At 37.2% G+C, this 21,551-nt stretch carries 19 protein-coding genes and 1 pseudogene; 16 read left to right on the top strand and 4 right to left on the bottom strand.

Annotated features, from left to right (window positions below; all coding sequences use genetic code 11):
• Positions 1-8 precede the first annotated feature (8 nt).
• Both J0N78_RS14945 and J0N78_RS14940 read left to right on the top strand, forming a co-directional pair.
• Positions 9-977, top strand: a complete 969-nt coding sequence (locus tag J0N78_RS14945) for an NERD domain-containing protein (protein ID WP_209123919.1) — start codon at positions 9-11, stop codon at positions 975-977.
• Positions 978-1,181: 204 nt separating this feature from the next.
• Positions 1,182-1,505 carry a type II toxin-antitoxin system HicB family antitoxin gene (locus tag J0N78_RS14940; RefSeq protein ID WP_209123918.1) on the top strand — a complete coding sequence of 108 codons (324 nt, stop codon included), beginning with the start codon at positions 1,182-1,184 and terminating at the stop codon, positions 1,503-1,505.
• 318 nt (positions 1,506-1,823) lie between these two features.
• Here the strand turns inward: J0N78_RS14940 and purU are convergent, their stop codons facing one another.
• Positions 1,824-2,696, bottom strand: a complete 873-nt coding sequence (purU, locus tag J0N78_RS14935) for a formyltetrahydrofolate deformylase (RefSeq protein WP_209123917.1) — start codon at positions 2,694-2,696, stop codon at positions 1,824-1,826.
• Between the two features lie 193 nt (positions 2,697-2,889).
• Between purU and pulA the strand changes: the two genes are divergently transcribed.
• Positions 2,890-5,034 (top strand): type I pullulanase, encoded by a 2,145-nt coding sequence (gene pulA / locus J0N78_RS14930; protein WP_209123916.1) that lies wholly within the window; start codon positions 2,890-2,892, stop codon positions 5,032-5,034.
• A gap of 133 nt (positions 5,035-5,167) precedes the next feature.
• Positions 5,168-5,956, top strand: coding sequence for a phosphotransferase family protein (locus tag J0N78_RS14925; protein ID WP_209123915.1), 789 nt, complete (start codon positions 5,168-5,170; stop codon positions 5,954-5,956).
• 385 nt (positions 5,957-6,341) lie between these two features.
• Here the strand turns inward: J0N78_RS14925 and J0N78_RS14920 are convergent, their stop codons facing one another.
• The gene (locus J0N78_RS14920) at positions 6,342-6,602 is read right to left on the bottom strand and encodes a YtzH-like family protein (RefSeq protein ID WP_209123914.1); all 261 of its coding nucleotides are present in this window, start codon (positions 6,600-6,602) and stop codon (positions 6,342-6,344) included.
• Positions 6,603-6,800: 198 nt separating this feature from the next.
• Between J0N78_RS14920 and trmB the strand changes: the two genes are divergently transcribed.
• The 4 genes from trmB (at position 6,801) to J0N78_RS14900 (ending at position 11,329) form a co-directional block, all read left to right on the top strand.
• Complete coding sequence (trmB, locus tag J0N78_RS14915; RefSeq protein ID WP_209123913.1) at positions 6,801-7,448, top strand: tRNA (guanosine(46)-N7)-methyltransferase TrmB; 648 nt, start codon at positions 6,801-6,803, stop codon at positions 7,446-7,448.
• Positions 7,449-7,777: 329 nt separating this feature from the next.
• The gene (locus J0N78_RS14910) at positions 7,778-8,533 is read left to right on the top strand and encodes a DeoR/GlpR family DNA-binding transcription regulator (RefSeq protein ID WP_209123912.1); all 756 of its coding nucleotides are present in this window, start codon (positions 7,778-7,780) and stop codon (positions 8,531-8,533) included.
• Positions 8,530-9,450 (top strand): 1-phosphofructokinase, encoded by a 921-nt coding sequence (gene pfkB, locus J0N78_RS14905; protein ID WP_209123911.1) that lies wholly within the window; start codon positions 8,530-8,532, stop codon positions 9,448-9,450. Before J0N78_RS14910 ends, pfkB begins: the two co-directional genes overlap by 4 nt.
• A 7-nt stretch (positions 9,451-9,457) precedes the next feature.
• A complete protein-coding gene (locus tag J0N78_RS14900) occupies positions 9,458-11,329 on the top strand; it encodes a PTS fructose transporter subunit IIABC (RefSeq protein ID WP_209123910.1) in 1,872 nt (623 codons plus the stop codon).
• Between the two features lie 91 nt (positions 11,330-11,420).
• On the opposite strand, the gene J0N78_RS14895 is transcribed toward J0N78_RS14900, so the two are convergent.
• A complete protein-coding gene (locus tag J0N78_RS14895; RefSeq protein ID WP_209124045.1) occupies positions 11,421-11,723 on the bottom strand; it encodes a PepSY domain-containing protein in 303 nt (100 codons plus the stop codon).
• Positions 11,724-11,915: 192 nt separating this feature from the next.
• Between J0N78_RS14895 and J0N78_RS14890 the strand changes: the two genes are divergently transcribed.
• Positions 11,916-12,989, top strand: a complete 1,074-nt coding sequence (locus J0N78_RS14890) for a M42 family metallopeptidase (protein WP_209123909.1) — start codon at positions 11,916-11,918, stop codon at positions 12,987-12,989.
• A 437-nt stretch (positions 12,990-13,426) separates the two neighbouring features.
• Positions 13,427-13,939: a DUF84 family protein gene (locus J0N78_RS14885; RefSeq protein WP_209123908.1), complete on the top strand. Its 513-nt coding sequence runs from the start codon at positions 13,427-13,429 to the stop codon at positions 13,937-13,939.
• Between the two features lie 75 nt (positions 13,940-14,014).
• Here the strand turns inward: J0N78_RS14885 and J0N78_RS14880 are convergent.
• Positions 14,015-14,086: pseudogene (locus tag J0N78_RS14880) on the bottom strand (YtoQ family protein); the annotation flags it as partial.
• A 312-nt stretch (positions 14,087-14,398) separates the two neighbouring features.
• Between J0N78_RS14880 and J0N78_RS14875 the strand changes: the two are divergent.
• The 6 genes from J0N78_RS14875 to J0N78_RS14850 all read left to right on the top strand — a co-directional run bounded on the left by J0N78_RS14875 (position 14,399) and on the right by J0N78_RS14850 (position 21,318).
• Positions 14,399-14,917, top strand: coding sequence for a hypothetical protein (locus tag J0N78_RS14875; RefSeq protein WP_209123907.1), 519 nt, complete (start codon positions 14,399-14,401; stop codon positions 14,915-14,917).
• A gap of 57 nt (positions 14,918-14,974) precedes the next feature.
• Positions 14,975-16,000 (top strand): PTS sugar transporter subunit IIC, encoded by a 1,026-nt coding sequence (locus J0N78_RS14870; RefSeq protein ID WP_247747342.1) that lies wholly within the window; start codon positions 14,975-14,977, stop codon positions 15,998-16,000.
• A gap of 26 nt (positions 16,001-16,026) precedes the next feature.
• Positions 16,027-16,350 (top strand): thioredoxin family protein, encoded by a 324-nt coding sequence (locus J0N78_RS14865; RefSeq protein WP_209123906.1) that lies wholly within the window; start codon positions 16,027-16,029, stop codon positions 16,348-16,350.
• 51 nt (positions 16,351-16,401) lie between these two features.
• Complete coding sequence (locus J0N78_RS14860; RefSeq protein ID WP_209123905.1) at positions 16,402-17,199, top strand: DUF1444 domain-containing protein; 798 nt, start codon at positions 16,402-16,404, stop codon at positions 17,197-17,199.
• 142 nt (positions 17,200-17,341) lie between these two features.
• Positions 17,342-20,065 (top strand): DNA translocase FtsK, encoded by a 2,724-nt coding sequence (locus tag J0N78_RS14855; protein ID WP_209123904.1) that lies wholly within the window; start codon positions 17,342-17,344, stop codon positions 20,063-20,065.
• A 155-nt stretch (positions 20,066-20,220) separates the two neighbouring features.
• Positions 20,221-21,318, top strand: a complete 1,098-nt coding sequence (locus tag J0N78_RS14850) for a nicotinate phosphoribosyltransferase (RefSeq protein ID WP_209123903.1) — start codon at positions 20,221-20,223, stop codon at positions 21,316-21,318.
• Positions 21,319-21,551: the final 233 nt, after the last annotated feature.

Genomic DNA, 21,551 nt, shown 5'->3' with positions numbered 1-21,551 from the left:
TTCAGGTTTTGGCCCACTTGATAAAATTAGAAGATTATATTTCTAGGTATCAATTTGATATGCAACGGTATCCGACTCAGTTTACAAGAATGAAGAAGGAACGTTGGTACTACTTAAAAAATGAATGGGAACATTTAAATGTATCTGTTTCAATGGACGAAAAAGAAGGTGAAAATTCTGTTAGTCATGGGGAGCAGTCGAATACCGTAATGAGCACAGTTAAGAAGCTAAAGGGATGGAGGTTGTTCCAAAAAAGAAAGACCACTGAAGATAAAGAAGCTGCTTCTTCAGCCGAAGAAGAAAAAGACCGAATTACCTTAAAAGCTAATAGTCTTGACGATTTAAAGCAATTATTTTTAGATGATATATTTGGATCACAACTGATGTGGGCAAGTTCATCGCTGCTAGAACGATCCTATTTAAATCCTAAATATAAGTATGATGAACACTTGCGATTTTTTGCCCAGAAAATGCCTGATAATTATTTTTTAATGTATTTGCCTGTGTTTTGGATGAAACAAGCACCAATAGATATGGATATTATATTAATTACCCCTAGTGAAGTTCATTGTATAACGACATTAGAAGGTAGTGAACACAGTATTTTTCAAGCCTCTTCTGAGCGCTTTTGGATCGAGCAAGTAAAAAAAAGCGAAAGAAAACGATTAAGTCCAATTGTTTCCCTAAATCGAATGGCAAGTATCATCAGTGATATAATGAAAGAGAACCATTGTGAATTCCCAATAAAGAAAACCGTTCTTTCGAAGGATTGCTTCATTGATCATAATGCACAAGGGTTAAAGGTGGAATTGATTGATAAGCGGAGTTTCTCACAATGGCAACATAAAATGAAAAAACATCCTTCTCCAATAAAAAGTCACCAGTTAAAAGTGGCAAAGATGTTATTAGATCACTGCCACACCTCAGCACATGTTCGGCAAGAAATAGAGGATACTAAAGAAAATGACAATGAATAGTTCGTTATATCTCTATGAATAATTGTTAAGGGGTTGGGTATACTTTAATTTTATGAAGAGAATTAAAAACAAGGCTGGCTTATATGATAGTGTTGGCACTTCATCGGTATGGTTAGATGAACTTAGTATCTTTATGTATGAATTCCGATGAGGTCTAACGATTATTAAGTCAGTCTTTTAAATATTGTAAAAAAGGGGATAAGTATGAACCGTAGACATCAAGAGTCTCAGAATATATTAGATCTAAAACAGTACTCATGGCTCGTTCGTAGACAATATAACTGGAAAGGCCGTGAAGAATATTCAATTGAAGTCAAAGGGCTCGACGGATGTATTGGATATGGAGATACATACAAAGAGGCGAAAGAAGATTTAATTCTCGCAGTTCGACTTTGGTTAAAGAAACAAGGATTAACCAAACTACCGAAAAAAAAGAATAAACATCGACCGCTATTGATTATTGAACCTGCGATGACGAAAGAAGAGTTTGACCAAGTGAATTTCGTCATTAAAGAATGGAATGAATAAACTAGCCATCTCTGCGATCATGTTATTATTATTATTGTGATTATGTGTGATAAGAAAAGAATTGTTAAATATGAATAATAAAGGGGCTACCATATTCTTCTTTTGGTAGCCCCTTTCGATCCTTTTTAATTGGCTGTTTTCGTAAACTTTGTTGCTTTTGGACCGTTTTTTGAAAATAAAATAGCCTTTTCAAGACAAATTCATTTGTCTGAACGGCTATTTTATTTTCAAAACCTTCACGCATAGCGTGAAGAGCCAAGCATCCGCTTGGCTTACGGTCCAAAAGCTAAAAGCAACAATCTTTGAGAAAAGAGCCTTTTAATTAAAGACGATTGTTTTATTACCATAAGTAATGATGCGGTCTTCGTTATGCCAAGAGACTGCTCTGGCTAATGTGATTCGTTCAACATTTCGACCAACTATCTTCAACTGTTCTGCTGTATACCGATGGTTTACACGAAGGACATCTTGTTCAATGATTGGGCCTTCATCTAAGTCATCCGTAACATAATGCGCAGTAGCTCCAATAAGTTTTACCCCACGGTCGAATGCTCGTTTATATGGGTTTGCACCGATAAATGCTGGTAAAAATGAATGATGAATATTAATGAGTTGTTGCGGAAACTCTGAGACAAAGTTTGGAGATAATATTTGCATATATCTCGCCAGGACGATGAAATCGACATCATATTGTTTAAGAAGTTGAATTTGTTGCTGTTCAGCCTCAACCTTTGTGTCTTTACTGACTGAAATATGGTAAAATGGAATACCATAAGACTCAACCGTGTCTTTTAAGTCTGGGTGATTGCTAATGACCAGTGGAATATCAACAATTAATTCTCCTGAGCGCCATTTCCAGAGTAATTCCAATAGGCAGTGATCTTCTTTTGAAACAAAAATGGCCATTTTCTTCATTCGTTTCTCACTTTCAAGTCGCCATTCAATCGAAAAATCCTCAGCTATTGGCGCGAATTCCATTTGAATAGCTTCAAAAGCTTTATCAAAATCATCTATATCAAACTCGATTCGCATATAAAACATTCCACTTTCAGGATCTGTTGTATATTGATCGGACTGTACGATATTAGCACCTTGTTCATGTAAAAAAGTAGAGATAGCCGAAACAATTCCTGGACGATCTGGACACGTTATTAATAATTTAGCGCGTTTTTCTAATTTTCTTTGTATCATTTTCTTTCTTCCACCCTTATTAAAACATTTTAGTAAAAGAGTAACATGTTTATATATAAAAAGAAAAGAGTAAAACAACGGGGTACCGAATATTAAATTATATAAAGTAAAATAATTATTGATGGTCAACAAATAACCAAATAACCACTTTTGAAATATACTAAGGATATAGAGAAAGTTAGGGGGCATGTTTATGAGGGCTTTTCAGGTTCAGAAAGCAACTATAAAAGAAGTAGATCAAATAATAGTCGTCATGTCCTCACCGATTGAACAATATGAACATGATTTCTTTAAATTGCGTACAGGGAATAAAGAAATTCCTATCCTTAATATCAAACAAATAAAGTCTGGAGAATATACTTTACAGTTATTAAATCCAATCGACTTTGGTAAAGAATATACGTTATTAACAAGTACAGGCGAACGTTCATTTGTTGAAGTAGGTGACGTTGTTAGAACAAAAGCCTTTGATGATATGTTTTACTATGATGGAGACGACCTAGGAGTTGCTTACTCAAAGACAGGAACAACTTTTAAAGTTTGGGCGCCTACTGCTACAGAAGTAAGATTGGTTATTTTTGATGATTGGCAAGAAGAAAAAGGTATTGAAATTCCCATGGTTCGCAAGGAAAGAGGAGTTTGGAAATTGACGTTACCTGGTGAGCAAGATGGTCTATTCTACCTTTATAAAGTCCGTGTAAATGGGACTTGGAATGAAGCTGTTGACCCATACGCAAAAGCACTTTCCGTCAACGGATTAAAAGGAATGGTAATCGATTTATCAAAAACAAACCCAACACGCTGGCCAAGAAAATTGCCGTTCCATGAACGAAATCAAACGATTATTTATGAAGCGCATATTAGAGATTTTACGATAGGGAATACAAGTGGGATTGAAAAGAAAGGGAAATATTTAGGCTGGATTGAGGATAATACGACGGGAATAAACGGAACAGCAACGGGGTTAAATTATTTAAAACAATTAGGAGTCACACATATTGAACTTTTACCTATAAATGATTTTGGCAGTATTGATGAGAAAAAGGTGGATAGTTACAATTGGGGGTATGACCCAACTCATTACTTTGTACCAGAAGGAAGTTATTCTACTAATCCAGAAGATCCCTATGTCCGAATCAGAGAAGTAAAAGAATTAATTTCTACATTGCATAAACACGAACTGCGTGTCATTTTAGATGTTGTTTATAACCATGTGTATATTTGGGAAACGAGTGACTTTGAAAAAATCGTCCCAGGCTATTATTTTAGATATGATCAAAATGGGCAAATTTCTAATGGAACTGGAGTAGGAAATGATATTGCCTCTGAACGAAGAATGGTGCAAAAATTTATTTTAGATTGTGTGTCGTATTGGGTAAAAGAATATAATGTCGACGGTTTTCGCTTTGATTTAATGGGAATTTTAGATTTGGAAACAATGAAAAAGATTGGTGATCGATTATATGAATTAAATCCATCAATCGTCTTATTAGGTGAAGGTTGGAATTTACCGACTGCATTCCCGTTTGAAAAACGGGCAGTCCTAGATCAAGCAAAAAAAATAGAAAAAATTAGTTTTTTTAACGATCGATTTCGAGATCGTTTGAAAGGAAGTAGTTTCAATCATTTGGAAAAAGGATTTATTAATGGAAATGCTCAATTAACGGAAAGTACAAGAGAAGTATTAGCGGGAACTATGGGAGTTTTCCAGGCACAAGATCAACTTTTTTCAACCCCACAGCAATCGATAAATTACATCGAATGTCATGATAACCACACACTTTGGGATAAACTTGCTCTTTCAAACGGAGGAGACCCCGAAGAGTATCGATATAATATGCATCGACTAGGAATTTCGATGGTGTTAACAGCACAAGGCATTCCATTTATACATGCAGGACAAGAATTTTTTCGGACAAAATATGGAGTAGAAAACAGTTACAATGCCCCGGATTCAATCAATGCATTTGATTGGGATCGGAAAGCAAAGTTTATTGATAACGTAGACTATGTAAAAGGCTTAATAGCACTTCGGAAAAGACATCCTGCTTTTCGTTTAACTTCTGTCCAATTAGTGCAAAAGCATATAAAACCATTCAATACGCCAGCACACGTGATCGGGTATGTATTGGATGAATTACAAGGGATCGATGAATGGAGTCGAATAGCCGTTATTCATAATGGCAGTTGGTCAACAATTGAAATACAGTTACCTTACAAAGGCGAATGGCACGTAGTCGTTGACGATAAGAGGGCAGATTTGATACCATTATATTCGGAAAAAGACAAGTATATCAAAATTCCGCCAATTAGTACAAAAGTACTGTTTCAGGCTTAGGGCAGAGCCGAATCAAGCGGTTCTGCTTCATGATTCTATGAAATTTTACATAGGCTAACTTAGAAAATTGGGTTATACTGTAGATAGCAAATTGTTGGAAATGGACAACAAAAGGAAATTGAGGGTGAAATGGTTGAAATTTTTTTTAGGAGACGACTGGCATGTAACACCAGCCGGTGGAGCAACAGGAGAAGCGTATATTGCACAACAAGGTGACCAGAAGCTTTTTTTAAAGCGGAATTCGTCTCCATTTTTAGCCGTTTTATCTGCAGAAGGCATCGTTCCAAAGTTGCTATGGACGAAACGATTAGAAAGTGGAGATGTGATTACTGCGCAGCGATGGGTGAATGGGCGAGAATTAAAATCATATGAAATGAATGGTACGAATGTAGCCCAGTTATTAGGAAAAATTCATCGTTCTAGTGAGTTACTTGATATGTTTAAGCGTATTGGGAACTCGCCTTTAACTCCAAATATTATTATAGAAAATCTTCAAAAGAAATTAGCTTCACTTCAATCTAATGATGAAATATTAGAGCATGGATTAATTTACTTGTTTAAACAAAAAGATAAGGTCGAACATCATCGATTCGTCGTTTGTCATACCGACGTTAACCACAATAATTGGATTTTGAGTGAAACTGGGGAGCTTTATTTAATCGATTGGGATGGGGCCACAGTTGCAGACCCAGCACTTGATTTAGGCTTACTACTATATTTATATATTCCTGAACCACAATGGGAAAGCTGGCTAAACCAATATGGCATCTCTTTAACAGCAGAATTACACTTACGAATGCATTGGTACGTTATATCACAAACGATGTTTATAATTCTTTGGCATACACAAAGAGATGAATGGAATGAAGTAAATCGATGGGAAAAATATCTTGTCGAGCTCCTAAAAGATAACTCCCTATAATTGCTGTCGATAAAAGAGGAAGAACGCTTAAAGATGGCAAAAAATGAGAAATTCCCCAGGAAATATGGGGAATTTTTTGATTTCAGAATAAAAAAGTATAAATTTCGAGGGTGTCTAGCTGCAGGTGTCATCGGCTCGAGGTCGCTTCGGTCCATCAAACGTGTCCAAAAGTCAGGACACTAATTGCTGGCCCTCCAGCGCTTGTCGCCGATAAGCAGACACCTTCCGCTTTTCTTATTGTCTAGCTGCAGCGCCCACCGACTAGCGAGACTTCCCTCACCGCCGTACGATAAGTCAACATCGACTCACTACCATTCGCCGTGTTTCCTTTATCTCCTGCGGTTCAGTCCAGTCCGTACGTCGGTAAACGAGCGCTTCCGCTTTTCTAGGTGAGGGTAGTGTTATCAAGGACTTGAAGCCATTGTGTTACATCTTGATTTTCAAAAGGTTGATGATTATTGACATTCATTTGCTGGATATGCTGTAAAGCTTGTAGTAAGTTAGGGTCAGTTTGATTTTCAGCAAGCAATGATTCTGTCAGACGGTTGATCTGTTCATATTCATCTTTTGTCATATATTGCTCAGTTGATTGGTTTTTTAAAATATCAGCGAGAAGTCCTAGTTTATCGTAATTGTTCATTGGCATAACCGATACGTCCTTTCAGCATAATATACAATAATTATAGTATTAGAATACGTTAAATGTGGACTTGCTATCCTTAAACCTTTAAAATTCACAGCAAAAAAGATGTGCATCTATACAATAATTCAGAAAGAACCTATAATAGAAAATTGAGTAATTACCGTTGAAAAGATTCTGATGTAATTTTAAAGGAGTGAAATCATGCGTTTACGAAATAAACCATGGGCCCAAGATGAGATCAGTAAAGAACCTACAATTGTCATTGGAAACCCAGAACAACATAAAGGTCAATGGAAGGAACTATTTGGGAATAATAACCCTATTCATATTGAAGTAGGAACAGGTAAGGGACAATTTCTAACTAAGATGGGCCAAGCTCACCCCGAGATCAATTACATTGGGGTTGAGAAGTATACGAGTGTAATAATCACTGCGGTGGAACGAGTTCGAGATGAAAATATTAGTAATGTTAAATTTTTAAATAAAGATGTTCTAAACTTGGGCGAATATTTTGAAAAAGGAGAACTTGATCGGGTTTATATCAACTTTACTGATCCTTGGCCAAAAGCAAGACATGCGAAAAGAAGACTTACACACGAAGGTTTTTTAAAACTTTACGATACATTATTAAAACCTTATGGTGAAATCCATTTTAAAACAGATAATCAAGGTTTATTTGAATATTCTCTGCATAGCTTTTCGAAGTATGGAATGACCTTGAATAATGTAAGTTTAGATTTGCACAAAAGTAATTTTGAAGGAAATATTATGACAGAATATGAAGAGAAGTTTTCCGCCAAAGGAATGCGAATTTATAGATGTGAGGCAGTGTACGCTAATTCTCAATAATTTGTAAAAATACAAAATAGTTTTTTGTGAAATCATGTTCTAATAAGTTTTAGAAATAAATATGGACAAAATGAAAAACAATATGAAGGTATAGTGTTAATGATTTTCTTTAACACTATACCTTTTTTTGAACTTTATCTAATATTGCCGAAAAAATTATAAGTAATTTAATTAGACTTGCAGTTGGCGTATTAATAGATTGTGACCGAATCGATACATTTTTTTGAGTGTTTTTGATTATTTTTGATAAAAAATGATCGATAGTGGTTGAATTTGAAAGCGTTTCACTTTATAATAGAATTATTAGTAGCAAGAAAGAAGGTGTTAGAATGCTAACTGCTGAGCGGCATCATTTAATTCTTTCACTATTACATGAAAAAGAAATTGTAAAGTTACAAGAGTTCGTTGAAATAACCAATGCATCAGAATCTACGATACGTAGGGATCTAACTGATCTAGAAAAGGCCAATAAACTTAAGCGAGTCCATGGTGGAGCTTCACTTATTCAGAAGCGATTGATTGAGCCCACTTTAGCTGAAAAAACGGTCAAAAACAGTCAAGAAAAAATAGAGATTGCAAAGTATGCTGCACAATTTATTGAAAATGGCGACTCCATTTATCTTGATGCTGGGACGACGGTAACGGAAATGATTCCTTTTTTAAAAGAAAAAGAAATAGTCGTTGTCACGAATGCTATTAACAACATCAATTCATTAATGGAATATGGCATTGAAACTCATGTTATTGGGGGACTTGTGAAATCAGCGACAAAAGCCTTCGTCGGAAGAGCAGCAATTCAAGGTATAGAATCATTCCGGTTCGATAAAGTATTCCTTGGTGCAAACGGAGTTCACCTCGATTACGGATTAACGACACCAGATACGCAAGAAGCATTTGTAAAAGAATGTGCATTACGAAAAGCACAGCAAGCCTTTTTACTTGTGGATCATACGAAGTTTGGTGAAGTCGCCTTTGCAAAGATTGCAGATATAAATGAAATTACGATTATTACAAGTTCGTCTGTAGATGAAGACATTATTCAAGCATATAAAATGAAGACAGAGATTAAGGTGGTAGGCAGATGATATACACTGTGACATTAAATCCTTCTATAGATTTCATCGTTAATGTAGAAAATTTTAAACTTGGTGAATTAAATCGAAGTGATACAGAAATAAAACAACCCGGCGGGAAGGGCATTAATGTTTCAAGAGTACTTACTCGTTTAGGAAAAAGGTCTACAGCTACTGGATTTATCGGTGGCTTTACGGGGGATTTCATTGAACAAAGGATGAAACAAGAAGATATTGCAACTCGCTTTGTTCATGTAAACGAGGACACACGTATTAATATAAAGCTAAAGACCGAAACCGAAACAGAGATTAATGGAGCAGGACCCGAAATTTTAGAGCAACATATAGCAGAATTAAAAGAAATTATTTCAGAACTGCAAGCTGGTGATTGTCTTGTGTTAGCAGGTAGTGTTCCGAAAACATTAACGAGTGACATTTACCTACAGTTAATGCAAATTGGTGAGCAACGTGGTGCAAAGGTTATCGTCGATACAAGTGGGGATGCGTTAGAACGAATTATTGAAAAAAAACCTTTTTTAATTAAACCCAATCATCATGAATTAGGAGAGCTTTTTTCTACAAAAGTAGATGCAATTGAGGATGCTGTTCCTTTAGCCGAACGATTGTTGGATAAAGGAGTAGAAAATATTATCGTTTCGTTTGCATCAAAGGGTGCGTTATTTTTGAATAAAGATCATTGTGTTCATGGTAGCGTTCCAAAAGGTGAAGTCATTAATTCGGTTGGTGCAGGAGATACTGTCGTTGCTACGTTTTTAGCGTATTTAGATGACACGAATGATAATTTACAGGCTTTTCAAAATGCCATAGCTGCAGGAAGTGCAACCGCTTTTTCTAATGGATTTTGTACGAAGGAAAGTATAGAAAAATTAGTTGCAGAAGTAGAGTTGACACCAATAAAGAGAGGATGATTCAAATATGAGAATTTCTGAACTATTAAAAAAAGATACAATGATATTAAATTTAAAAAGTTCAACGAAAGCTCAAGTCATTGATGAGTTAATTGATCAACTAGATCGTGCGGGTCGCCTAAATGATAAAAAGGGATATAAAAAGGCGATTTTAGCTCGTGAAGAACAAAGTACTACAGGTATTGGAGAAGGAATTGCAATTCCTCACGCAAAGACAGCAGCGGTGAAAACCCCAGCTATTGCCTTTGGTCGCTCACAAAAAGGAGTAGATTATGAAGCACTAGACGGACAGCCGAGTCACCTATTTTTCATGATTGCTGCAAGTGAAGGGGCAAACAATGAACATTTAGAAACACTATCTCGTCTAGCAACTTATTTAATGGATACGAACTTCCGCAATGCTTTATTAGAAGCTCGAACAGAAGAGGAAATCCTTCAAGCGATTGATGCGAAGGAAGCAAGTGAAGAAGAAAGCACTGAAGAAGTTGCAGAACAAACAGAAAATGGAAAGTTTGTACTAGCTGTTACAGGCTGTCCAACAGGGATTGCGCATACGTATATGGCTGCGGATGCTTTAAAAGAAAAAGCGAAAGAATTAGGTGTACAAATTAAAGTTGAGACAAATGGTTCTGGTGGTGTAAAAAATCGTTTAACTTCAGATGAAATAGCAAAAGCGGATGCGATTATTGTTGCTGCAGATACAAAAGTCGATATGGATCGCTTTGCTGGGAAAAAGGTTATTCAAGTTGGTGTAACAGACGGTATTCGTCGTCCCAAAGAGTTAATTGAAAAAGCGGTTTCCGGTAATGTAGCTGTTTACCAGTCTACAGGTGGTTCAAAGCAAGACGGTGCTTCAGAAGGTGGAGGTAAAGGAGGTTTTTACAAACACTTAATGAATGGTGTTTCAAATATGCTTCCGTTCGTAATTGGTGGAGGTATCCTCATTGCTTTATCGTTTGCTTTTGGTATTGAAGCATTTGATCCAGAACACCCAAGTTACCATCCAATTGCTGAAATGCTAATGACAATCGGTGGTGGAAATGCATTTGGATTAATGATCCCTGTATTAGCTGCGTTTATTGCGATGAGTATTGCAGATCGTCCTGGGTTCGCGCCTGGTATGGTCGGTGGTTTAATCGCCTCAACTGGTGGCGGTGGATTTTTAGGTGGATTGATCGCAGGTTTCTTAGCAGGCTACTTAGTTGTTTTAATTAAGTGGGCACTTAAAAACTTACCTCGTTCCTTAGAAGGTATTAAAACGATATTGCTTTATCCTGTGTTCAGTATATTATTTACTGGTGTGATTATGTTATCAATCGTAGGACCATTGAGTACTTTTAATACAGGTCTTGAAAATTGGCTTGGCGGCATGGGTACAACGAATGTTGTATTGCTTGGAATTATTCTTGGTGGAATGATGGCAGTTGATATGGGTGGACCGATCAATAAAGCTGCATTTACTTTCGGAATTGCGATGATTGATGCGGGTAACTTTGGTCCACATGCAGCCGTTATGGCTGGTGGTATGGTACCACCATTAGGTATTGCAATAGCCACAACTTTCTTTAGAAGTAAATTTACAAAACAAGAACGCGAAGCAGGAAAAACAAACTATATTATGGGTGCTTCATTTATTACAGAAGGAGCTATTCCATTTGCAGCAGCAGACCCAGGACGTGTCATCCCGTCAATCGTTGTTGGATCAGCTGTAGCCGGAGCATTAACAATGATGTTTGGAATTGGTTTACCTGCTCCTCATGGTGGAGCGTTTGTTATCGCACTTGTTAGTGGAAACCCATTACTGTATCTCTTAGCGATTATTATTGGTGCAATCGTTACAGCGATCATGCTTGGAATATTAAAAAAACCAGCAAAATAAAAATAAAGAGGCTGCTGTTCAGCAGCCTCTTATCATTTTATGGTATCAGGCACCTTTAACAATTTACTATGTTAAAGGGCCTGATACATTTTTATTGAGTTACATCTAAGATCGTTCCTGTTTTGGCATCAACAATGAAATCATACTGTAGACTTTTATCGTGCTCAGTAGATGCGGTTACTCCTCCACGATAAACGGTGTATTCTAACTGATTTTTGTCCCACGTTTCGGGTATCATATGAATCCAAGACCCTGTTACATTAAACGAGTGAGATAATTTGTTTTTAACCTGCTTTAATGCTTTCTCTGGTGAAATTAGATCTTGCTCTAATTTTGAGCGTAATAAAAGTCCTGCGGCGAGACCAACACCTATTCCAATAGCAAAACGTTTCATTCCCAAAGCTATCCCACCTTCATTTTTTGTCATTACTTAAAGTATACTTAATTTTTATTAGATTTCCAAATTTGTATCAAGCTAAACCCTTTATTTAATCAGTAAGCAACTACGTTTTACTGGAAAATCCAATCAGCTTTCGGTAAAATAATCGTGTACATAATTTTTTCGGAACTCGAAAGGAGTCTAGTCATGAATAAAGAAACATTAGCTCTTTTTAAAACATTGACCGAACTTCCGGGTGCTCCTGGATTTGAACATGAAGTTCGTCGCTTCGCTCGTTCTGAATTAGAAAAGTATTCAGATGAAGTAATCCAAGATAAGCTAGGAAGTATTTTTGGAGTAAAAAAAGGTGATAAAAACGGACCAAAAGTAATGGTTGCAGGCCATATGGATGAAGTTGGATTTATGGTTACATCGATTAGCGAAAAAGGACTTCTACGTTTTCAAACATTAGGTGGCTGGTGGAGCCAAGTTTTACTAGCTCAACGGGTGCAAATTATTACAGATAATGGACCAGTTATTGGGGTTGTTGGGTCAACTCCGCCTCATTTATTAGAGGATGCACAGCGAAATAAACCAATGAACATTAAAGAAATGTATATTGATATCGGTGCAGATGACAAAGCTGATGCAATAAAAATTGGTATTAAACTTGGTCAACAAATTGTTCCGATTTGCCCGTTTACGCCGATGGCGAATGAAAAGAAAATTTTAGCTAAAGCTTGGGATAATCGTTATGGGGTAGGTTTATCGATAGAACTACTAAAAGAATTACAAGGTGAGCAACTGCCGAATACACTTTATTCTGGAGCGACAGTACAAGAAGAAGTGGGACTACGAGGTGCAGCTACTGCTGCAAATATGATTCAACCTGATATTTTTTATGCATTAGATGCTAGTCCTGCCAACGATGCAACAGGCGGCAAGGATGCTTTCGGACAGCTAGGTAAAGGTGCACTTCTTCGTATTTATGATCGAACGATGGTTACACATCGAGGGGTTCGAGATTTTGTACTGGATACAGCAGAAACCCATAACATTCCGTATCAATATTTTATTTCTCAAGGTGGAACAGATGCAGGCCGCGTGCATACGAGTAATAATGGTGTTCCATCGGTAGTTGTTGGAGTATGCTCACGTTACATTCACACACATGCTTCGATTGTTCATGTAGATGATTATGCAGCTGCAAAAGAATTATTAACGAAGCTAGTAAAATCAACGGATAATAATACATTAGAGCAAATTTTGAAAAATAGTTAATATAGAATTTTGAGGGCAGTGCCAAATCGTGCACTGCCTTTTTATAGAAGGTAAGAAAGAAGGGCTATTAAGTGCACCCTCCTCTACCTACTTTCCTGAAATGAAACTGTTTTATCCAACTTAATTGCCATTATTAATAGTAACCAAGGCTGAAAATCTAAGTAAATTGAAGAAATCGAGAGGAAATCCCTACTTTAATGAGGGAGTATAACTTTTCAGATGATGTCTAATGGACTTCGCTCCCCCTCCTTACGATAAGTCAACATCGGCTTGTTAACTCTCGCCGTGTTTCCTTTATCTCATAGGTGTGGCTCCAGTCCTTACGCCGCTAAACGGGGTGCTTGTGTTTTTCTTAAGTCGATCTATTGAATCTGATGATTTAAAATTTTATCATAAAAAAATCTAAAACGAAAAAGATGAACAATGAGGTGAAGCTAGTGGTTATTTACGCAGTAGGATCGACGAATCCTACAAAAATTAGTGCGGTACGAAACGTTATTAAAGAAGAAAATAAGAAAATTATTGGAATGAAAGTAAGCTCAAATGTTTCAGAACAGCCATTTTCGGACGAAGAAACGATGGAAGGTGCAATTACACGTGCGAAAGGTTGTCTCGTTGACGAGAAGGTAGCTGTCGGCTTCGGCTTAGAAGGTGGAGTGCTGGAGACTAAAGCTGGCTTGATGCTATGTAATTGGGGAGCATTAGTCGACCGCGAAGGAGAAATCATAGTTGCCAGTGGTGCGAAAATCGTATTACCTGAAGAATTAGCCAGTCAAGTTAGAGAAGGTAAAGAATTAGGAGAAGTCATTGATGGGTTTGCTCATGAAAAAGATGTTCGAAAAAAAGGCGGAACTGTTGGGGTGTTAACAAATGGCTGGATTTCACGAAGTGAGATGTTTGAGCACATCGTTCGTTTGTTAGTTGGACAATATGAGTTTAAAAGAAGCTAATCTAGTTAAAAAAATGAAATTAGGTAATTTCTACATCTACAACACCCCTTAAAATAAAAAGGATACTCAATAGCTATACTTTTCACCGAACAGGGCAATCACTACATCTGCTTTCTGTAGTAAGATTTGAGTCCTTAAGTTATTAATGCAATTGAAATGTTTTTCTTAATAGAAGGCTCTTTTCTAAAAGATTGTTGCTTTTAGCTATTGGACCGTTAACCAAGCGAAAGCTTAGTTCTTCACGCTTTGGCGTGAAGCCTTTGAACATAAACCAGTCCAATAGCAACAAAGTTTACGAAAATACCTTAGTAGAAAAATATAAATAAAAAGAGCTACTGATACTATTGACCTAAAATACATACGAAAGTTGTCGAAAACAGGCTGTACTTGTCAAGAAAAATCGTTTCAAGGTATGATAAAGATAATAAATATTTTAATTATTTGAAAGGACGGTTACGAGTGAGGCCATTTATCTTATTAGTGACAATAGTATCATATATCCTCCTAATGGCAGGGTGTCAAGTTTCAGAAGAGGAAGCAGTAGAAGCAGCTAAGAATATATTCATTAATAGTTTTTCTCCCGAAGAAATAGCTGAGGCGAATTTTGAAGCTGCTCAAGTTGATTTTTATTTACCTAGTGGAATGGAAGTAACAGAGGAAATAGAGTTTAATCTCCAATTAGAGAAAAATGATCAAATCTTTTTAATGTTTTTTATTCCAATTGAACCATGGGATAGTGATGTACACCTTAAAAGGGATCAAGAGTTTGAAAAGGATGCTATTATTTTTGAAGAATTTCAAGAAGCGGATAAACTAGGTTATTTAGCCATTTCTCCTAATGAGGAAGGCTCCTATAAGGTAATTGTCGGTATAGGCGGTGCTAAAATGACGACCATTGCAACTGTAGCTGATTTAGCTGAAAGCACTGAAATTATGACTGAAATATTACATAGTGTTCAGTATAAAAACGAATCTTAAAAAGAAAGGTTCTTTTGAATACTATTTAAAGTAAGTTATTATTAGGAGGAATTTAATTTGGGATTTCTAAAGCGTAAAGGAATCGAATTATCTTGGAGAACTTATGTGATCACAGCCTTAAGTTATATGGCCCTCGGACTATTCTCCTCCTTAATTATTGGTCTGATTATTCGAACCGTTGGTGAGCAGCTCGGGAGATTTCAGTTAGGGGCTTTTCCAATATTTTTAACTGAAATGGGTGGGCTAGCAATGGGGCTGATGGGCCCTGCAATTGGAGTTGCGGTTGCTTATGGCTTAAAAGCGCCTCGACTTGTCCTGTTTGCTGCTGTTGTGAGCGGTGCAGCAGGTGCCCAGCTCGGTGGTCCTGCAGGTGCATTTGTAAGTGCATTACTTTCAACAGAAATTGGGAAGCTTGTTTCAAAGGAAACAAAGGTAGATATTATTGTAACGCCTTTTGTGACAATTGCAGTTGGGTTCTTTGTAGCTAATTTTATTGGTCCAGCCATTCAATCAGGAATGACTAAATTTGGTAGTCTTGTGATGTGGGCAACAGAGCAGCAACCGTTATTAATGGGAATCTTAGTAGCTACCCTGATGGGACTCGCATTAACTGCACCTATTTCCAGTGCAGCGATTGCGATTATGCTTGAATTAGAAGGAATTGCAGCTGGAGCAGCAACAGTAGGATGTGCTGCACAAATGGTCGGTTTTGCTGTAAGTAGTTACCGCGAAAACGGTGTATCTGGACTCATGGCATTAGGAATTGGTACATCGATGCTACAAGTACCAAATATCGTAAGGAATCCATTAATACTCGTTCCGCCTACAGTTGCAGGAATTTGCCTTGCGCCTTTTGCGACGGTTGTTTTTCAAATGGTCAATAATCCAGCGGGTGCTGGTATGGGAACGAGTGGTTTTGTTGGACAAATCATGACGTTTACAGCAATGGGGTTCTCTTGGAATATTTTTTTTATCATATTATTTCTACATATATTAGGTCCTGCTATCATTAGCTTAGTTATATCTGAATGGTTTAGGAAAATGAATTTAATCAAACTTGGTGATATGAAAATTGACCAATAATAATATTTATTTAGGAGGAATGTAAAATGAAAGAGATTCAATCAATAGAAATGTTTAACAATGAAATCCAATCGGGTATATCAGTTGTTATGTTTTCAGCTGATTGGTGCCCAGACTGCCGGGTGATTGAGCCGTTTTTGCCTGAAGTTGAAGCGGAATTCTCTCAAATGAACTTTGTGTATGCGAACCGTGATCAATTTATCGATTTATGTGGTGAATTAAATATATTTGGAATTCCGAGTTTTATTGTCTATCATAATGGTCAAGAAGTGCATCGGTTTGTTAGTAAAGATCGCAAAACACAAGAAGAAATTAAAACATTCTTAACAGAAGCACTAAACAAGTGTTAATGTCAATATCATGTTATACTTAATACATGATATTAGTAAGGGGGACGTTTTATGGACCTTCATATGCTAAGGGAAACTCTAGAAAAGCGTCTAGAGAGACCTGAGTGGACAATTAAGTATGATAAAGATGAAGATCGCCTTCGCATTGAAAACAAAGAAATTCGTAAAGGGGCTAACGTAGCGTTAAAGCCACTATTAACGAAATATGAAAGAGTAAAGGAAGAAGCGATAGAAGAAGCGGTACGTTATGTAGAAATTACACTTACAGCGATGGAACGTGATATTTCTCTAGATGGAAGAGAAAAAGACATTTATCCTGTAATTCGCGGAACTTCTTTTCCAATTGAAACGAAGGATGGAAAGCAGCTAGTTTTTGATGAACATACAGCGGAAACGAGAATTTTTTACTCCGTAGATATGGGACATTACTATTCGCTTATTGATGAGGATATGTTGGAACGGAACCAATATGATCGCAAAACGATAAGAGAGGTCGCCATGTTTAATGTTCGATCTTTATCTCATCCGTTAAAAGAAGATCAAGTTGCTGAAAATACGTTTTACTTTTTAAATACAAATGACGGTTATGATGCAAGTCGCATTTTAGATGAATCTTTACTAGAAAGTATGAAACAGAAAGCAAAAGGGACACTAGCTGTTGCAGTTCCACATCAAGATGTACTTATTTTTGCTGATCTAATCAATAATACAGGTTATGATGTGCTAGGACAAATGGTGTTTCAATTTTTCACTCAAGGACGAAATCCGATAACAGCACTTCCTTTTATTTATGAAAATGGCGAGTTAGAACCGACATTTATCCTTGCTCAACGAAAGCCTAAACACTAAAAATGTATTAAAAAATATGAAAAATGTAATATCTTTCACTACCACTAGAGATTTCTAGTGGTTTTTGCGTTAAAATGAATAGACTAGCAAAATATTAATTTTTTGCCAAAAAAGTACTACCCTTTAAAAAGTAGGTGAAAAAGTGGTTTCCAAACATACGAAATGGTTACGCAAAATCCAAGAGTGGTTTTTGGGTAAAGAAGAGACATCGACGGTGGAACCAAACAGAAGAAATTCTCATTACGGGCGGTTAGAAGCCGATGATAGGCCAACTGAAATGAGAGTCGTTCATCAGTACCCAAAACAAGGGAAATTTCGCTTTCCGGTGATAGAAGATGAGCCAGAAGTAGTTCAGTCGAAAAAGAAAGGTTATGAAACAAAGAATGACAAACAAAGTAAGTCAGTAGAAAAAACAAGAGTTGATTCTACATATCAAGGTTCAAGAGAAGAGGACAAAAGCTCAAACGAAAAAAAACGTGAATTGTTTACAAATAGTCAATTTAAGCCGACGGCCATTCCGTCTCCTGTCTATGGATTTAAACAACGAGAAAAAAAGTATGTAGCACCAATAGTAGAAGATTTTCAAGTAATTGAGACTTCTTCCAAAGAAGACTTTCTCAAGCCACCGGCAAAGTCAGGAGAGTTGAGTGGTTATCAAATTGACCAAAAAGGTGGGATTACAAATGATGAATATGAGGTTGCAGCAACGATTGAGTTAGACACTCAAGAAAATGGAGATCTGAATCTTCTTCCTAGACAACAACTAGCTGATGAATTTTTAAGTAGAGAAACAGAGCTTACTCAAGGACAGGAGGAAGCTATTGAAAAGCTTATGAAGCAGCAGGAACCGGAGGAAATCTACGAAGAACTCGAGCATCAGCCGGAGTCAGAGGAAGTCTACGAAGAACACGAGCATCAGCCGGAGTCAGAGGAAGTCTACGAAGAGCCAGAGCATCAGCCGGAGTCAGAGGAAATCTACGAAGAACACGAGCATCAACCGGAGTCAGAGGAAATCTACGAAGAACACGAGCATCAACCGGAGTCAGAGGAAATCTACGAAGAACTCGAGCATCAACCGAAGTCAGAGGAAATCTACGAAGAACTCGAGCATCAGCCGGAGTCAAAGGAAGTCTACGAAGAGCCAGAGCACCAAACGGTGTCGGAGAAAGTCTACGAAGAACCTCCACAGCAACCAGACCTAGAACAAGAAAAGGTAGGTTTTCAACCGCATCAAGAAGTGGCTAATGGAGTGGATAAAGAAATACCTTCAAAAACCCAAATACAACAAGAGAAAGTTAGAAAACCTCAAAGTGAACAGGTACCTATGAATAAAAAGCAAGAAGAACCTATTAGAAAAAATACTAAGACGTTTCCATTTAATGTGCTCATGCTGCCACAAGATCGACTAGATAAGCAAAGAAAAGCTTCAAATGTAGAGAAGGTAAGTTATTATTTTCCACCGATCCATATGCTAAACATACCACCACGTCAAGAGGAAGAAGATTCAGCTTGGTTAAATGAACAAGGAGAGATTTTAGAATCGACATTGCAAAATTTTAATGTCTCGGCCAAAGTCATTCATGTCACAAAAGGCCCTTCGGTGACCAGATTTGAAATTCAGCCGGCTCCTGGGGTAAAAGTTAGTAAAATTACTAGCTTAACCGATGATATAAAACTGTGTTTAGCTGCAAAGGATATTCGTATGGAGGCGCCGATCCCTGGGAAACATGCGATTGGTATAGAAGTTCCTAATATGAAGAGTGACCCTGTATTTTTACGTGAAATCTTACGCCGTGGAGTATTCCAAAAGGGCTCTCCGCTTACAGTAGCTTTAGGCTTAGATATTTCTGGGCAACCTATCGTGACCGATTTAGCAAAGATGCCACATGGTCTTGTAGCAGGAGCAACGGGTTCTGGTAAAAGTGTGTGTATTAATTCGATCCTTATAAGTCTTTTATATAAAGCGACACCGGATCAAGTGAAGCTATTATTAGTTGATCCAAAAATGGTAGAGTTAGCACCGTATAACGAATTACCTCACTTAGTGACACCTGTGATTACAGATGCGAAACAAGCTACTGCAGCCTTAAAATGGGTTGTAGCTGAAATGGAACGGCGTTATGAGTTGTTCTCTCAGCAAGGAGTTCGAGATATAGGAAGGTATAACGATCTATATTCTGAACATCCAGAAAAACCAGCCCTTCCGTACATTGTCGTCGTTATTGATGAGTTAGCAGACTTAATGATGGTTTCTCCTCAAGATGTAGAAGAGGCGATTTGTCGGATTGCTCAAAAAGCAAGAGCTTGTGGCATCCATTTATTATTAGCGACTCAGCGTCCATCTGTGGATGTTATTACAGGATTGATTAAAGCGAACATTCCAACACGAATTGCATTTTCAGTATCTTCTCAAGTCGATTCACGGACAATCATTGATATGAATGGTGCAGAACGACTACTAGGAAAAGGTGATATGCTATTTCATGAAAATGGAACAGCTAAGCCTATTCGGGTTCAAGGTACATTTGTTTCCGATGAGGAAATTGAAAGGGTCATTGAATTTGTAAAAAAGCAACGAAAACCACAGTATTTAATTGAAAATGAGCATCTAAATAAAGGACAAGAAATAGATGGACAAGAAGATGATTTATTTGAAGAAGCTTGCTATTTTGTTATTGAGCAAGATGGGGCTTCGGCTTCTAGTCTACAAAGACGTTTCCGAGTTGGTTATAACAGAGCTGCAAGGTTAATTGATATGATGGAGGCAAAAGGAATTGTCTCTGAAGCAATGGGAAGTAAACCGCGCCATATTCTCATGTCTGTAACGGAATTCGAAGAGAATATATTAGCGACTACAAACGAGTAAATCTTGTTTTCTTACAGAAGGTTATATATATTATAAGAAAAGCAAAAGCTGCTAGACAAGAAAAGATAAACGGTCCTGTATGGATGAGATCCTCCAATCAAGGGAAGCATAAACTAAAAATGTGTTTTACAGGAAATAGGTCCAAGGAGATTAATATGAAAGAAATCGAACTTAAGTTACAAGGAAAAATAAAACGATTGACAAACAAAACCTTCAAATTTGATGAACGTGTAAAAGAAGGTTGGTTTTCTGCGGTATATTTCTTGAAAACTCGTGAAATCGTGGAAAAGCATAAACCAAACAATACTGTTACCATGCAATTTTTTCAAAAAACAAATGCAGTCCTATGTGGAACTGATGAAGTAATTGCACTGATAAAAACATTTGCAAAGGACCCAGATAGCCTAGAAATTCATTCTCTAAAAGATGGCGATAAAATCAAACCATTTGAAACGGTTTTGACAATTACAGGACCATACCAAAACTTTGGGTATTTAGAGGGAATTATTGATGGGATTTTTGCACGAAGAACGTCAGTGGCAACGAACGTGTATAATGTCGTTAAATCGGCAAGGAAATCCGGGATTCAAAAGCCAGTCATCTTCATGGGAGATCGAGATGATCACTTTACTCAACAAGCTGGTGATGGATATGCTGCTTATATTGGAGGTTCAAAAGCACAAGCGACCCATGCTATGCATGAGTGGTGGGGTAAAAAAGGAATGGGAACGATGCCGCATGCACTTATTCAATTATTTGAAGGTGACGTAGTCGCTGCAACCCATGCCTATAAAGAGACATTTCCCGAAGATGATTTAATGTCACTTGTCGATTATAATAATGACGTTATTACAGACTCTTTAAAAGTAGCAAGAGAATTTGGAGACCAGTTAAAAGGGGTTCGTGTCGATACGTCACGTACGATGGTCGATAAGTATTTTTGTCGTAATCCTGAAGTAATGGGTTCATTTGACCCACGAGGAGCCAACCCTGAGCTACTTTTTGCACTGCGAAAGGCACTTGATAAAGAAGGCTATACTCATGTGAAAATTATTGCTACTGGTGGATTTACAGCGAAACGGATTGCAGAATATGAGGACTTAAATGTCCCAGTGGATATTTATGGTGTTGGAAGTAGTTTATTAAAAATTAATATCGGCTTCACGGGGGATAACGTAATTCTAAATGGAAAAAGTGAGGCCAAAGCGGGGAGACAATTTAGAGAAAACCCTCGTCTCGAGCTTGTAGAATAATACACCCTCGAGGTCAAATAACTCCTCAGATAAAAGTCAAAAAACGGACTTTTCATCTGGAGGACCATTTGCTTGTCGGAGCTAAACAAGCACCTTCCGCTTTTCAATTGACCTGTCGTAAATGACGGGTCTTTTTTTAGAGGGTGGGCATATACTGTCTGATGTAGGAGAAAATGTGGTCATAGACCTATTTTTTTAGATGCTTTCATTTGATAGTTTTTCTATTCGCTTGT

Source organism: Alkalihalobacillus sp. BA299, assembly GCF_017745675.1.
Taxonomy (GTDB): Bacteria; Bacillota; Bacilli; order Bacillales; family Bacillaceae_F; genus Alkalihalobacterium.
Note: the sequence above shows the minus strand (reverse complement) of the source record. Positions and strands in the feature narration are given on the sequence as shown.

Excerpts from the sequence above, each read along its gene's own strand:
- J0N78_RS14940 (WP_209123918.1), top strand. The coding sequence starts at position 1,182 with ATGAACCGTAGACATCAAGAGTCTCAGAATATATTAGATCTAAAACAG.
- purU (WP_209123917.1), bottom strand. The coding sequence starts at position 2,696 with ATGATACAAAGAAAATTAGAAAAACGCGCTAAATTATTAATAACGTGT.
- pulA (WP_209123916.1), top strand. The coding sequence starts at position 2,890 with ATGAGGGCTTTTCAGGTTCAGAAAGCAACTATAAAAGAAGTAGATCAA.
- J0N78_RS14920 (WP_209123914.1), bottom strand. The coding sequence starts at position 6,602 with ATGCCAATGAACAATTACGATAAACTAGGACTTCTCGCTGATATTTTA.
- trmB (WP_209123913.1), top strand. The coding sequence starts at position 6,801 with ATGCGTTTACGAAATAAACCATGGGCCCAAGATGAGATCAGTAAAGAA.
- J0N78_RS14910 (WP_209123912.1), top strand. The coding sequence starts at position 7,778 with ATGCTAACTGCTGAGCGGCATCATTTAATTCTTTCACTATTACATGAA.
- pfkB (WP_209123911.1), top strand. The coding sequence starts at position 8,530 with ATGATATACACTGTGACATTAAATCCTTCTATAGATTTCATCGTTAAT.
- J0N78_RS14900 (WP_209123910.1), top strand. The coding sequence starts at position 9,458 with ATGAGAATTTCTGAACTATTAAAAAAAGATACAATGATATTAAATTTA.
- J0N78_RS14895 (WP_209124045.1), bottom strand. The coding sequence starts at position 11,723 with ATGAAACGTTTTGCTATTGGAATAGGTGTTGGTCTCGCCGCAGGACTT.
- J0N78_RS14890 (WP_209123909.1), top strand. The coding sequence starts at position 11,916 with ATGAATAAAGAAACATTAGCTCTTTTTAAAACATTGACCGAACTTCCG.
- J0N78_RS14865 (WP_209123906.1), top strand. The coding sequence starts at position 16,027 with ATGAAAGAGATTCAATCAATAGAAATGTTTAACAATGAAATCCAATCG.
- J0N78_RS14860 (WP_209123905.1), top strand. The coding sequence starts at position 16,402 with ATGGACCTTCATATGCTAAGGGAAACTCTAGAAAAGCGTCTAGAGAGA.
- J0N78_RS14850 (WP_209123903.1), top strand. The coding sequence starts at position 20,221 with ATGAAAGAAATCGAACTTAAGTTACAAGGAAAAATAAAACGATTGACA.